Origin of the sequence: Salsuginibacillus kocurii DSM 18087, from assembly GCF_000377705.1 — a bacterium.
Lineage (GTDB): Bacteria > Bacillota > Bacilli > Bacillales > Marinococcaceae > Salsuginibacillus > Salsuginibacillus kocurii.
Window position 1 is genome coordinate 193690 of record NZ_KB898628.1, and the last position, 14276, is coordinate 207965.

Genomic DNA, 14276 nt, shown 5'->3' on the forward strand with positions numbered 1-14276 from the left:
AGCTGAATGGTTACCAACAAATATGTTTATATTAAATATTTCCTTCCCGTTTTAATCCCCATTTGATAGTATATACACGATTTCTAGCACGAAAGCTAAGCCAACTAACTCCGAATTTATCGCCATGATCGCTGATAAGCTGAGACTTGAACATAAAGTGAGTTAATAAAGTAAATTGTGAAAGAGCAAAGGTGTCAGCTTCTGCCATCTTTGCTCTTTTTATGTTGTGCTATACGTCTGGATAGCTAGAAGGCTGAAGGTTTGCTACACTACAAGAAACTAGCGTTTACGTGTTTGTGTTTTCAATGAATTTGTTGAAAAGGCGTACGACCGTATCAGTAGAACCATCACTTAACGGTCTGATCTGTTCAATGCGGTTGCGTGTCGGGTTATAAATGATTGTATAGATCCGGTCTACATAGGTTGTTTCGTAAATGTCATAATCGTGCCTCGTTTCTACTTTGCGAAACATTATCCATAGCCCCTTTTTTTAACTTCCTATGCATCATAGCTTTTGCAATTTACAATCAATCATGCAAAAACCTCTCCAATTTAATTCGGAGAGGTGGGTGCAGTTTGTTTTTTATTTTGGCGTGGAGGGATTTTCCCGTTTTTACGGTCGCGGTGTACAATAAAACCACCGATGAAGCCAATGCCTCCAATTAATAACACCATACCTAAAATAAATTGGAGTGTTAAGGATGGAAGCGGGTTTTGCAATATACCAAATAGTGCATCTCGCATCCATTTTATGCCTAATCCTGCAAAAAAGATAGGAGTAAGTAAAATGATAAGGGCAATTAAACGCATAGACTGCCTCTCCCTTTTTATAAGCTGCTTCTATTTTACGCTAGTTTCTTCTCATAATCAAACTGCAGCTCTGAAGGGAAAAGACTTATGAAAGCAGGTGTTAATGTGAAACGAACAGTCATAGTTGGAGCTGGCCAAGGTGGTTCAGCCCTTATGAACATACTGCAAGAAAGTCCGCATTTACAGATTTGTGGGGTAGCAGACGTGAATGAAGAAGCAGAGGGCATGAAAAAAGCCCGGCAGGCTGATATAGCAGCTTCTACAGACTGGCAGTCTCTTTTAGACAGAACAAGGCCAGATGTCGTCATAGAAACGACTGGAAATGATGAGGTCTTACAATCATTGCAAGCCGCTGTTGCTGCTAATGTCGCGGTGATTCCTTCTAGTGTCGCCTATATTATACATACGTTAATCGAAGATAAAAAAGAGCTCATTGATGAAGTGCAAAAGCAAGAGCTTGCCCAAGCTACTGTCCTGGATTCTACCCATGATGGCATGATAGCTATCAACCGCTCTGAGCGAATCATCTTATTTAATCATGCGGCTGAAGAGATGACCGGGGACGACAAAACGGAGCGGCTTGGAGCCCACATTCATGAGGTATTGCCAGAAAGTCGGCTGCCAAGAGTACTTGAAACAGGGAAGGTCGAACGCAATCAATCACAAACCTTTGAGAATGGGCAGGAAATTGTCACAACGAGAGTGCCCTTATACCGGGATGATACAGTGGTAGGCGCTTTGGCCGTATTTAAAGATGTGACTGAAATCGTGCGTATGGCAGAAGAAGTTACAAACTTAAAAAGTATTCAACAAATGTTAGAGGCTATTATTCAATCTTCAGAAGAAGCGATTTCTGTTGTAGACGAAAATGGTATGGGAATTATGATAAATCCTGCTTATTCTAAATTAACTGGCTTGAAAAAAGAAGATGTCATTGGAAAACCGGCTACAGCTGATATTTATGAAGGGGAAAGTATGCATTTGCAAGTTCTAAAGACAAAAGAGCCGGTGCGCGGGGTACGGTTGAAAGTTGGCCCAAAAAGAAAGGATGTCGTCGTGAACGTAGCTCCAGTTGTGGTGGATGGTGACTTAAAAGGAAGTGTCGGCATAATTCATGATGTCTCAGAAATCAAAGCGCTTACCGAAGAGCTTGAACGTGCCAGGCAAATTATACGCACCCTTGAAGCTAAATATACCTTTGCAGACATTGTGGGCTACTCTGAAGGAATCAGACAAGCCCGGGCCCAGGCGGAAATAAGTGCTTCTACACCTGTAACCGTTCTGTTGCGGGGGGAATCAGGAACTGGGAAAGAATTGTTTGCGCACGCGATCCATGATGCGAGTTCGCGCCGCTTTGGTCCATTTATCCGTGTGAATTGTGCTGCTCTTTCTGAAAGTCTACTTGAAAGTGAATTATTTGGTTACGAAGAAGGTGCATTTTCCGGTGCTGTTAAAGGGGGAAAGCGGGGCTTATTTGAAGAGGCAGACCAAGGCAGCATTTTTTTGGATGAGATCGGTGAGATGTCAGCAAAGACCCAAGTTAAGCTGTTGCGTGTATTACAAGAAGGTGAAATAGTACGAGTTGGCGGCACGAAAACGATAGCAATTGATGCACGCATTATTGCAGCAACTAATGTTGATTTAGAAGAAGCAGTACAAACCAAATCTTTTCGAGAAGATTTATACTATCGATTAAATAAAATGCCGATTATGATTCCTTCGTTACGAGAACGATTAGATGACCTTGAAGCCTTATGCCACCATTTGCTGCGAAAAATAAATCAAGAGTATGGCCGTCAAGTGGAAGGGCTCTCCTCGGCAGCTATCGAATATTTAAGCCGGTACGATTGGCCCGGGAACGTTCGGGAGCTAGAAAACATCCTGGGCCGGGCGGTGATTCACATGGATTTTTCAGCTACGAACATAAATAAAGCAGACTTGCCGGCTCTTACTTCACATGATAGAGAGCCTCCCGAGGTTTACGAGGAGGAGGGGTCCTTGCAAGAACAATTGGAGGCCTTTGAAAGACAGCAGTTGGTAGGAGCCCTTGCCCGAACGAATGGAAATAAAACAGAAGCGGCAAAGTCTTTGCAAATTTCCATACGCAATTTATATTATAAATTAGAAAAACATCAAATTGACAATTCTAGCATGCAATAATTTGCTTATCATGCAAAACGTTGCACGCTCTTTTTTTAGGGGGTCCTTGAAATGGAGCGCTTTCATTTCATTGTGGAAGTTGGCACACATATTGCATTTACAAACAGATGAATATACAAACAGGAAAGGAAGAACAGCTTGAATCTTTTTCAATCGATCTATCCAACCACGGATTTTCCTAATAATGTAGTAGTTGCCGTGGCAGGAGCAGATAATAAAAGCACGTTCCAGGTTATTACCGAAGCATTGAAACGCAATGCTGGCATGTTTAGATTGTATGGGGATGAGCAAACATTAAATGAACTCCTGCTTGAATTTGAACTGGAAAGAGAGAAGCGCATTCGCATCATTCCAGCTCGTAATAATCAAGAAAGTGCCAGACTGGCGGTAATGGCTGTACACGACCAAAAAGCTGATGTATTAATGAAAGGAATGATTCCTACTTATACTCTGATGCAAGAGGTTTTGAATAAAGAGTATGGCTTGCGAACCGGAGAGCTGTTATCCCATGTGGGCGTCTTTTCAGTGCCGAATCGGGAAAAGCTGCTTTTTCTCTCTGATGCAGCAGTGAACCCGACTCCTACCATTTCTCAAAAAGTATCCATTACCCAGCATGCTGTGAAAGTGGCTCAGCACTTTCAAGTCGACTTGCCCAAGGTAGCTGTTATCGCAGCAATAGAGACAGTTAATCCAGACATGCAAGCCACAGTGGATGCAGCCATGCTTACACAAATGAACAGGCGCGGGCAAATTTTAGATTGCCTCATTGACGGCCCATTAGCGCTGGACAATGCTGTATCAGCCCAAGCTGCATTGACGAAGGAAGTAGATAACGAAGTAGCAGGAAGAGCAGATATTCTAATTATGCCAAACCTCGAAATTGCTAATGTCTTATATAAATCACTAGTCCATTTTGCCGGGGCAGAAGTGGGCGGAATTATTACTGGAGCAAAAGCGCCGATTGTTGTAACTTCTAGAAGTGATTCCTGGGAAACAAAATTGAATGCTTTAGCAATCGGGATGAAGACCACTGAAACTGTACCTTCAAGGAGGAACTCTTATGAATCTGTTTGAAACAATGGAAAGCTACGATTATGAACAAGTCGTTGTCTGTCAGGATAAGGCATCAGGTTTAAAAGCGATTATTGCTATTCATGATACAACCTTAGGGCCAGCCTTGGGCGGCACTCGTATGTGGAAATATAACTCTGAAGAAGAAGCTTTTGAAGATGCGTTGCGCTTAGCTAAAGGAATGACGTATAAAAATGCGGCTGCCGGTCTTAATTTAGGCGGAGGGAAAACTGTCATTATGGGAGACCCAAGAGCAGATAAAAACGAAGAGATGTTTCGGGCATTCGGTCGTTATATTCAAGGGTTAAACGGCCGTTACATTACTGCAGAAGATGTCGGGACGACAGTAGAAGATATGGATTACATTCATGAAGAAACTGATTACGTAACAGGGATTTCACCAGCCTTCGGTTCTAGTGGCAACCCCTCGCCCATCACTGCTTATGGTGCATATGTAGGTATGAAAGCTGCAGCAAAAGAGGCTTATGGAAGCGATGATTTGAGTGGCAAAACTGTTGCTGTTCAGGGAGTAGGCAATGTAGCTTATAACTTGTGCAAGCATTTGGATGAAGAAGGGGTCTCTTTGATTGTAACGGATATTCATAAACCTTCTGTAGAACGGGCAGTTAATGACTTTGGTGCAACATATGTCGAACCTGATGAAATCTATGACCAAGAATGTGATATTTTTGCCCCATGCGCGCTAGGTGCCGTAATAAATGATGATACAATTAACCGCATTAAAGCACGGGTCATTGCTGGAGCAGCAAACAATCAATTAAAATCAAATGCTCATGGTGAACAGTTGCATGAAAATGGCGTTGTCTATGCGCCTGACTATGTTATTAATGCTGGTGGAGTGATCAACGTAGCGGATGAGTTATACGGATATAACCGGGAGCGTGCGCTTAAGAGAGTGGAAACCGTTTATGATAATATTCAACGTGTGTTCGATATTGCGCGCCGTGATGAGATTCCATCCTATTTAGCAGCAGACCGCATGGCTGAAGAACGAATCGCAAACATGCGAAAATCCAGAAGTCAATTTTTAAGAAATGAACATAACGTTTTAAGCCGACGTTTTAAATAAAAGCCACTGTGGACGAGGTGGCTGGTAAAATGGATAAATCAGCAAGTGAAGATAAGCAGTGAAGTCAGCTGGGCCAATTGAGTTTGAACGGACTCAAAAAAGTCGATTTCAACTCAATGTCAACGTTTGCAGGATTGCAGACGTTATGAATTCGAGGATAAAAGGTTGTGTCAAACAAGGTTAATATGGAACGATGAGGAGAGCGATGATGGTAACTACTGAACGTAAGTCAAATTATCGTATACTTACAATAAACCCCGGTTCTACCACTACCAAAATTGGGGTTTATGAAAATGGACGTCTTTTGTTTCGAAAAGTTGTGTCCCATGAACGCAGCTGGATTGGCCAGTTTGATCGTGTGAGCGAGCAGTTGGCAGGTAGAAAAGATGCCATTCTAGAAGCCATTGATAATGAAGGAGTCCGCTTAGACCGACTCCATGCTATCGCTGCCAGAGGCGGGCTGTTACGTCCGTTAAAAAGTGGAACTTATCATGTTGATGACAAAATGATAAGCGACGTAATGGCCGCTGTAGGAGGCGAACATGCTTCAAACTTAGGTCCGTTGCTGGCTCAAGAAATAGCATGCCCTTTTCGGATCCCGTCTTTTATTGTTGATCCTGTAGTGGTTGATGAAATGACTGATCTGGCAAAGGTTACAGGCTGGAAAAACGTGCAACGAAAAAGTGTTTTTCATGCCTTGAACCAAAAGGCGGCAGCTAGATTTGTTGCTTATGAATTAGGTGTTCCTTATGAAAATGTTAATATGGTAGTTGCCCATTTAGGCGGTGGTATTACGATTGGAGCTCACCAACGAGGGCGAGTAATTGATGTAAACGATGGGCTCAACGGAGAAGGGCCTTTTTCTCCTGAGCGTTCTGGCAGTCTTCCAGCCAAAGCAGTGCTTGATTCAGTATTTGCAGGCGATCATACTAAAGAAGAGCTTGTAGATTCTATTATAAAAAAAGGCGGATTCGTTGATCATTTTGGCACTCATGAAGCAAAACTTATAGAAGAGAAAGCCATGAAAGGTGACAAAGAAGCAGAACTTGTTTGGCACGCGCTTAGTTATCAAATTGCGAAATGGATTGGAGCCCAGGCAGCTGTTTTAAACGGGAGAGTCGACGCCATTATTTTAACAGGCGGGCTGGCACATAGCCGTTCGTTGTGCAACCAAATAAGAAAACAGGTAAACTGGATCTCACAGGTTTATGTTCGCCCTGGAGAAGACGAGCTACAAGCGTTAGCGGAGGGAGCGCTTAGAGTATTAAATAATGAGGAAGAAGCATTATCATATGAAGCAATGACGAATAAATAGGAGGTCTTACGGTGGCTGAAGAGTTAGATTTAGTTATTATGGGAGCCGGTACAGGAGGGTATGTAGCTGCAATCCGTGCTGCTCAACTAGGATTAAAAACGGCTGTAGTGGAAAAAGAAAAAGTCGGGGGCACATGCTTACATAAAGGGTGCATCCCTAGTAAAGCCCTGTTACGAAGCGCTGAAGTATTTGCAGAAGTAAAAGAGAGCGAAACCTATGGTGTTACGACGTCAGATGTTTCGCTTGATTTCAATAAAGTGCAGGCACGGAAAAACTCAATTGTTAACAAGCTCCATCAAGGGGTTACTCATTTAATGAATAAAGGGAAAATTGATGTGTATCATGGCACCGGGCGTATACTAGGTCCTTCTATCTTTTCACCGAGTGCCGGCACCATTTCTGTGGAAATGGACGATGGCTCTGACAATGCTATGTTGATCCCGAAGAATGTCATTATTGCTACTGGCTCCCGGCCGAATATTTTGCCTGGTCTTAAGCCGAATAACGAAACCGTTTATACCTCGGATGAAGCTCTTAATATGAATGAACTCCCCACCTCTATCATTATCATTGGTGGAGGCGTAATTGGAATTGAATGGGCTTCAATGCTTACCGATTTTGGGGTAGAGGTTACGGTGTTAGAAGCTGCTTCCCGCATTTTACCTTTTGATGATGCAGATGTTTCAGAAGAAATGACGCGACAGCTAAGGGAGCGAGGCGTTACAATTGAAACGAATGTAAGAGTGGAAGTTGACCAGGTTCGAACCGAGTCAGGAGTGGCCGTTCCGGCGAAGCGCGAAGATGAAACAGTACAGTTTGAAGCAGAAGCTGTGCTTCAATCGGTAGGAAGAAAAGCAAACATAGAAGATATCGGTTTAAGTAATACAGATATCGAGCCTAAAAAAGGCTTTATTCCAGTTAACGAATTTGGCCAGACAAAAGAGTCTCATATCTATGCAATCGGTGATGTGACAGGAGGACTTCAGCTTGCACATGCTGCTTCCCACGAAGGAATAACAGCCGTTGAACATATGGCCGGCCGCAAGCCTGCGCCGTTAAACGATGAGCTTATTCCACGTTGTACGTACAGCCGGCCTGAAACAGCCAGCATTGGCCTTACTGAAGAACAGGCAAGAGAAAAAGGATATCAGGTGAAAACAGGCAGCTTTTCCTTTCAGGCGATTGGGAAAGCGCTCGTACATGGGGATAGTGCCGGCTTTACGAAAATGGTAGTAGATGAAGAAACTGATGACCTTCTCGGCGTGCACATTATTGGCGCTCATGCTACAGAACTCATTAGCGAAGCAGCTCTTGCTAAATTAATCGACGCTTCAAATTGGGAGATTTCTCAATCTATTCACCCTCACCCAACCTTATCTGAAGTAATGGGAGAGGCAGCTTTGGCCGTTGAAGGCGAACAAATACACTCTTAACCTGTAAGGAGGTATTATGATGGAAAAACCACGGCATGAAGAGCTTGGCTTATCAGAAAACGAGCTACTCACAATGTATGAATTGATGCTTACAGCCCGAAAAGTGGATGAACGGATGTGGCTGTTAAACCGGGCAGGAAAAATACCATTTGTGATTTCGTGTCAAGGCCAAGAAGCAGCCCAAGTCGGGGCAGCTATGGCCTTAAATCGCGAGGAAGATTATGCACTTCCATATTACCGGGACATGGGAGTTGTGCTTGCTTTTGGTATGACCATACGAGATATTATGATGTCAAGCTTTGCCAAAGCTGAAGACCCGAACTCGGCCGGACGGCAAATGCCTGGTCATTTTGGCCAGCGTAAAAACAGAATCGTAACTGGTTCCTCGCCTGTTACAACGCAAGTCCCACATGCAGTAGGCATTGCCTTAGCGGGAAAGATGCAGAAAGAGTCATTTGTGACCTTGACGACCTTCGGTGAAGGGTCCTCGAACCAGGGGGATTTTCATGAAGGCGCAAACTTTGCTGGTGTTCACAACTTGCCTGTTATCTTCATGTGTGAAAATAATAAATATGCTATTTCGGTTCCAGTAGAAAAGCAACTAGCCTGCGAAAGTGTGGCGGACCGGGGACAAGGGTATGGTATGCCCGGGATCCAAGTAGACGGAAATGACCCATTGGCTGTGTACGAAGCTGTGAAAAAAGCAGCTGAGCGAGGAAGGAATGGAGAGGGGCCGACTTTAATTGAGACACTTTCTTATCGTTTAACTGCTCACTCAAGTGATGACGACGATCGTTCCTACCGCTCACAAGAAGAAGTAGAAGAAGCGAAGAAAAAAGATGCCCTCGTTACATTTGCTGCTTATTTACGTGAACATAACATTTTAACTGCAGAAAAAGAAGAGGAAATGGACGAAAGGATTCAACAAGAAATAGATGAAGCAACTGAGGCAGCAGAAGATGCCCCATATGCTGATGCCGAAGATGCACTAAAGTATGTTTATCATGAATCGTAGAAAGGGGGAGGACTATGGCAACTAAAAGTTATATCCAAGCAGTTACAGAAGCGTTGCGAGAAGAAATGGAGCGCGATGACCGTGTGTTTGTTTTAGGTGAAGATGTCGGGGCTAGAGGCGGGGTTTTTCGTGCTACAGAGGGATTATATGAGCAATTTGGGGAAGAACGAGTATTAGATACTCCTTTGGCTGAATCTGCAATTGCCGGTGTCGGAATTGGGGCGGCGATGTATGGCTTGCGGCCTGTAGCAGAAATGCAATTCGCAGACTTTATTATGCCTGCTGTCAATCAAATTGTATCTGAAGCAGCTAAAATTCGCTATCGGTCAAATAATGATTGGTCTGCACCGCTCACTATTCGTGCCCCTTATGGCGGTGGTGTTCATGGAGCTTTATATCATTCTCAGTCTGTAGAAGCGCTCTTTGCAAATACGCCGGGGTTGAAAATAGTCATGCCATCTACTCCATATGATGTGAAAGGCTTGCTGAAGGCATCGATTCGTTCAGACGACCCCGTGTTATTTTTTGAACATAAACGAGCTTACCGCTTAATTAAAGGGGAAGTTCCTGATGAAGATTACACGCTCCCAATTGGAAAAGCTGAGGTGAAGCGCGAGGGCAGTGATATTACAGTTATTACGTATGGGTTATGTGTCCATTTTGCGATGCAGGCAGCTGAGAAATTAGCTGAAGATGGCTATGATACGCATATTCTTGACCTAAGAACCGTGTATCCACTGGATCGGGAAAGCATTATCGAAGCAGCTGCCAAGACCGGAAAAGTTTTGCTAATTACTGAAGATAATTTAGAGGGAAGTATTATGGGTGAAGTAGCAGCTATAATTGCTGAGAACTGTTTATTTGATTTGGATGCACCTATTCAGCGTCTGGCAGGGCCGGATGTTCCAGCTATGCCTTATGCACCGCCGATGGAAAAGTACTTTATGGTGAACCCAGATAAGGTAGAACACGCGATGAGGGATCTCGCTGAATTTTAGAGAGATAAGGAGGCACTGGCATGACAGAAGAATTGCATATGCCCCAGCTTGGTGAGAGTGTAACAGAAGGGACAATCAGCAAGTGGCTTGTCTCCCCTGGGGACCAGGTGAAAAAATATGACCCAATTGCAGAAGTGATGACAGATAAAGTAAACGCTGAAGTTCCTTCGTCTTATGCTGGCACGATTAAAGAACTTGTAGCCAAAGAAGATGAAACGGTTCAAGTTGGTGAGTTGATATGTTACATCGAGGTGGAAGGTAAAGAGAAGGAAGAAGCTGGGCCGGAAGAAACTAGTTCTTCTCCACAAGCAAATCGTGCGAAGGAACAAGAGGAAAGTGAAGTCTTAAACAGTAGCAAGGTGGACTCATCTAAAAAACGATATTCTCCTGCAGTACTCCGCTTGGCCCAAGAGCATGACATAAACCTGGAGACATTAAATGGTTCCGGACGAGGCGGCCGGATTACCCGAAAAGATGTTGAAGCATATATCACGAGCGCAGAAGCTGATCAAAAGCAAACACCGGAGGCGACGCCTGCAGAACAAGTTGCAGGGGAACCAAGTGATGCTAAGCCCCAGTATCCGACGTATGACACTAAACCACAGGAAACCTCAGTCGCAGCAGCAGGAGATATTGAACTGCCTGTCTCCGGAGTAAGAAAAGCCATTGCGAACAATATGCTAAAGAGTAAGCATGAAATCCCACACGCCTGGACGATGGTGGAGGTGGACGTGACCAATCTCGTTAAGCTACGTGAGAAGCACAAACAAGCATTTAAAGATAGGGAAGGATATTCCTTAACTTTTATGCCATTCTTTATTCGAGCAGCTGTAGAAGGATTGAGAAAGTACCCGCAGTTAAATTCCACCTGGGCTGAAGATAAAATTATTCAAAAAAAGGATATTCACATGTCCATGGCTGCTGCTACTGACGAAGCATTATACGTGCCAGTTATTCGTCACGCGGACGAACAAAGTATTAAGGGGCTGGCCAAGAACGTACATGAATTAGCTGACAAGGTTCGGTCCAATAAGCTAGCTTCCGCTGATATGACTGGTGGTACGTTTACAATTAACAATACCGGCTCATTTGGCTCTATTCAATCTATGCCGATTATCAATCATCCGCAGGCAGCTATTCTGTCCATTGAATCGATTGTGAAGCGCCCGGTGGTGATGGAGGGTGACATGATCGCTATCCGCCATATGGTCAACCTTTGTTTATCACTAGACCATCGCGTGCTAGACGGCCTGATAGCTGGCAAGTTTTTAGCAGAAGTGAAGCAGTATTTAGAAGCAATTGATCCTGAGCATACTTCAATCATAGGATAGAAAACCTTTGCCAAGAAACTGTCTTAATTTTAATTAAGGCAGTTTTTTAGCGTTGTAACTGTATCCCCAAGAAGTTGATTTATGTAACATTCCACATGATTCACATAACATTCGCAGGCGAATACATAACATTCGTTTTTTTAAGTCGATCAAGCTTTTGAGGAGGCTGAAACGTTACCCACGGTAAAGAAAGACGCGGCGGCATCAAACGAAGTGAAGACCAAGCCGGGGTTGCTCTTGATCTTTTGGCCAGTGTTGTAACTTGACTGAATTTATTGCGTTAAAAAGAGTTTTACTTACATCTTTACAAATCGTAATTATTACGATAGACTCATTTGTGTACTTAAAACGTAATCATTACGAAAAAGGAGAGTCTATGCATGAAGAAGCATACGGTTTATCTATCAATCTTATTAACTACTTCTCTTTTATTATCAGCTTGTGCTGATGATGAGGAAGTTGGGGAAGAAGAAACGGGAGAAGAAGAGCAGGATGAAACAGAGGAGCAAACAGCTGAAGAGGATCCAGATGAAGATCCAGTAGAGCTGCACACGACGTTATTTGCTCTTGAAGATTTCGCTAATCGTATTGGCGGAGAGGAGGTACAAGTAGAAAATGTTGTGCCGGTAGGAGCAGATGCTCATACGTTTGAACCGTCTCCTCAAGATATGATAGATATCGCCGAATCAGATATCTTTCTTTATAATGGAGCAAGTATGGAAGGGTTTGCTGATGCTGTAAAAGAAACGGTTGAAGGCGAAGACGTTCATGTAATTGAAGCAGTAGAAGGTATTGATTTAAGGGAAGACGACCATGACCATGACCATGATCACGATCACGATGAGGAAGGCCATGAAGATGATCATGACCATGACCATGATCACGATGAAGAAGGCCATGAAGATGATCATGATCACGATGAGGAAGGCCATGAAGATGATCATGACCATGGTGAAGAAGGTCATGAAGATGATCATGATCACGATGAGGAAGGCCATGAAGATGATCATGACCATGGTGAAGAAGGTCATGAAGATGATCATGATCATGGTGAAGAAGGTCATGAAGATGATCATGATCATGATGAAGAAGGTCATGACCATGATCACGACCACGACCACGGTGATTATGACCCTCATGTTTGGTTAGATCCGGTCTTAGCATTGGAAATGGCTGAAAATATTAAAAATGGATTAGTTGATGTTCGGCCTGAGCAGGAGGAACTATTCGAAGAGAATTTCGAGGAGCTTAAGTCCGAGCTAGAACAATTAGATGAAGACTTTGAGAATATGGTAACTGCAGCTGACCATGACACATTTATTGTTTCCCATGCAGGTTATGGTTATTGGGAAGACAGGTATGGCTTGCACCAAGTTGGAATATCTGGAGTGTCACCGACAAATGAACCTTCCCAGCAACAACTAGAAGGTATTATTGAAGACATTGAAGAGAATGACATTGAGTATATTTATTTTGAACAGAACATTCCGAATGACATCGCTGAAGTGGTTCAGGATGAAGCTGGGGTTGATGGGCTTGACCTTCATAATTTAGAAGTGTTGGTAGAAGAAGATGTTGAAAATGATGAAGATTATATCAGCCTGATGGAACAAAATATAGAAAATCTAGAGTCGGGCTTAAATGATTAAATAACTTTTAGCTGCTCACGTGTTGCCCCCTTGCACGTGAGCAGTTTTTCTTAGCTGCGAGGTTGTAAGACATAAGGCAAACTGCAGCGCAGCTCATATGATTTGTCAGCTACGTGTTTACAAGTTAAAATAAACACAGTAATAAGTCTTGAAAGGGGTAAGATTTTAATGGATTTTAACATGTTTATAAATGATGTCGTACAAACGGCTCGACAAGAGATGGACCAAGCTGGTTACGAAGGCCTCACTACTCCAGAAGAAGTAGATGAAGCATTGCAAAAAGAAGGTACAACGTTGGTTATGGTTAATTCCGTTTGTGGCTGCGCAGGTGGAATCGCCCGACCTGCAGCTGCTTATATGACGAACTACGATACTAAACCAGACCGTTTTGTCACTGTGTTTGCAGGCCAGGATAAAGAAGCAGTAGCACAGGCTCGTTCTTATTTTGAAGGCTATCCGCCGTCTTCACCATCATTTGCTTTGTTAAAGAACGGTGAAATTCAAATGATGGTAGAACGCCATGAAATTGAAGGGCATGAACCAATTGATGTCGTTCAAAAATTAGAGCAAGCTTTTGATTCCCACTGTGCCAAGGAAGCTTAATATGTGACCAATCATAGCAGCGTCAAGAAGCCAGCACTGTCGGCTTCTTGACGTTTTACTAGTTTATTGTGGTATAATCAGTGGCGGATGCTAGCATTAAAGGAGAGACATGATGGAAAAGCTGTATAACCAAGTGCAAATTTACTTGAATATGGACGAAGAGATCGAATTTAATGAATTTCAAGATTTTTACAAGACAGTTATTAGTGAACTAAATGAACGTGGCCAGGAGCTGGAAGAAGATGACATCTGGCGAGCGTTATTTATTGCTGAAAGCCTGACTTCTAATGCGAAAAACCGTATTAAAGAAACAAAAAACAAGCAAGAAAAGAAAAAGTACAAAAAAATGGGTCAGCGCAGCAAGCTGTGGGCTGAACATTTTACGCTCCGGCTTCATCAATCCGGTTACAATGAAAAGCAAATTAATGAACGGTTTGAGCAAATGCTAGAAGAAGAACCAGAGGCCTCTTCCTAAACGGAGTGAGGCTCTGTTTCTTTTGGAAGGAACGATTAATAATTTGCGGTGAGGCTTTACATAACTGAAATACTAGAGCAATTAGTAATCCTCAAAACAGTACATTATATAAATAAAATGAAACAATTCGAAAAATGTTATTGACGAATCAAATTATATTTTGTAATATAGAATTTGTCTTTCCAAACGAAAAAATAATGCGCCTATGGTGAAAGGGATATCACGCGAGATTCCGGTTCTCGTATTCCAGGTTCGAGTCCTGGTAGGCGCGCCATTATACATACTTTTCTCTCTGGGCATTTGCCCGGAGTTTTTTAGTTGTTATA

13 protein-coding genes, 1 tRNA gene and 1 pseudogene are annotated in these 14276 nt (G+C 43.1%); 13 read left to right on the forward strand and 2 right to left on the reverse strand.

Annotated elements, in window-relative coordinates; genetic code table 11:
- Window positions 1–73: 73 nt before the first annotated feature.
- A pseudogene (locus D469_RS22115) lies at window positions 74–166 on the forward strand (sporulation transcription factor Spo0A); the annotation flags it as partial.
- 120 nt (window positions 167–286) lie between these two features.
- On the opposite strand, the gene D469_RS0113260 reads toward D469_RS22115, so the two are convergent.
- Window positions 287–472: a hypothetical protein gene (locus D469_RS0113260; RefSeq protein ID WP_018923881.1), complete on the reverse strand. Its 186-nt coding sequence runs from the start codon at window positions 470–472 to the stop codon at window positions 287–289.
- Between the two features lie 80 nt (window positions 473–552).
- Window positions 553–810, reverse strand: a complete 258-nt coding sequence (locus D469_RS0113265; RefSeq protein WP_018923882.1) for a DUF2627 domain-containing protein — start codon at window positions 808–810, stop codon at window positions 553–555.
- A gap of 105 nt (window positions 811–915) precedes the next feature.
- On the opposite strand from D469_RS0113265, the gene D469_RS0113270 reads away from it, so the two are divergent.
- The 12 genes from D469_RS0113270 (at window position 916) to D469_RS0113325 (ending at window position 14224) form a co-directional block, all read left to right on the forward strand.
- Window positions 916–2970, forward strand: a complete 2055-nt coding sequence (locus D469_RS0113270) for a sigma 54-interacting transcriptional regulator (RefSeq protein ID WP_026286239.1) — start codon at window positions 916–918, stop codon at window positions 2968–2970.
- Window positions 2971–3108: 138 nt separating this feature from the next.
- Window positions 3109–4044, forward strand: a complete 936-nt coding sequence (locus D469_RS0113275) for a bifunctional enoyl-CoA hydratase/phosphate acetyltransferase (protein ID WP_018923884.1) — start codon at window positions 3109–3111, stop codon at window positions 4042–4044.
- Window positions 4031–5131, forward strand: a complete 1101-nt coding sequence (locus D469_RS0113280; protein WP_018923885.1) for a Glu/Leu/Phe/Val family dehydrogenase — start codon at window positions 4031–4033, stop codon at window positions 5129–5131. The genes D469_RS0113275 and D469_RS0113280 overlap by 14 nt, the downstream gene beginning before the upstream one ends.
- 208 nt (window positions 5132–5339) lie before the next feature.
- On the forward strand, window positions 5340–6446 hold the full coding sequence (buk, locus tag D469_RS0113285; RefSeq protein WP_018923886.1) for a butyrate kinase: 1107 nt from the start codon (window positions 5340–5342) through the stop codon (window positions 6444–6446).
- Between the two features lie 11 nt (window positions 6447–6457).
- Window positions 6458–7879 carry a dihydrolipoyl dehydrogenase gene (lpdA, locus tag D469_RS0113290; protein ID WP_018923887.1) on the forward strand — a complete coding sequence of 474 codons (1422 nt, stop codon included), beginning with the start codon at window positions 6458–6460 and terminating at the stop codon, window positions 7877–7879.
- A gap of 19 nt (window positions 7880–7898) precedes the next feature.
- Window positions 7899–8894, forward strand: coding sequence for a thiamine pyrophosphate-dependent dehydrogenase E1 component subunit alpha (locus D469_RS0113295; protein WP_018923888.1), 996 nt, complete (start codon window positions 7899–7901; stop codon window positions 8892–8894).
- Window positions 8895–8908: 14 nt separating this feature from the next.
- Window positions 8909–9892 carry an alpha-ketoacid dehydrogenase subunit beta gene (locus D469_RS0113300; RefSeq protein ID WP_018923889.1) on the forward strand — a complete coding sequence of 328 codons (984 nt, stop codon included), beginning with the start codon at window positions 8909–8911 and terminating at the stop codon, window positions 9890–9892.
- A gap of 20 nt (window positions 9893–9912) precedes the next feature.
- Complete coding sequence (locus D469_RS0113305) at window positions 9913–11223, forward strand: dihydrolipoamide acetyltransferase family protein (protein ID WP_018923890.1); 1311 nt, start codon at window positions 9913–9915, stop codon at window positions 11221–11223.
- 380 nt (window positions 11224–11603) lie between these two features.
- Complete coding sequence (locus D469_RS0113310; protein WP_018923891.1) at window positions 11604–12872, forward strand: metal ABC transporter solute-binding protein, Zn/Mn family; 1269 nt, start codon at window positions 11604–11606, stop codon at window positions 12870–12872.
- Window positions 12873–13040: 168 nt separating this feature from the next.
- Window positions 13041–13475 (forward strand): BrxA/BrxB family bacilliredoxin, encoded by a 435-nt coding sequence (locus tag D469_RS0113315; protein ID WP_018923892.1) that lies wholly within the window; start codon window positions 13041–13043, stop codon window positions 13473–13475.
- A 109-nt stretch (window positions 13476–13584) separates the two neighbouring features.
- Window positions 13585–13950: a hypothetical protein gene (locus D469_RS0113320; protein ID WP_338053736.1), complete on the forward strand. Its 366-nt coding sequence runs from the start codon at window positions 13585–13587 to the stop codon at window positions 13948–13950.
- Between the two features lie 199 nt (window positions 13951–14149).
- Window positions 14150–14224 (forward strand) — tRNA-Arg (locus D469_RS0113325).
- The last annotated feature ends 52 nt before the right edge of the window (window positions 14225–14276 follow it).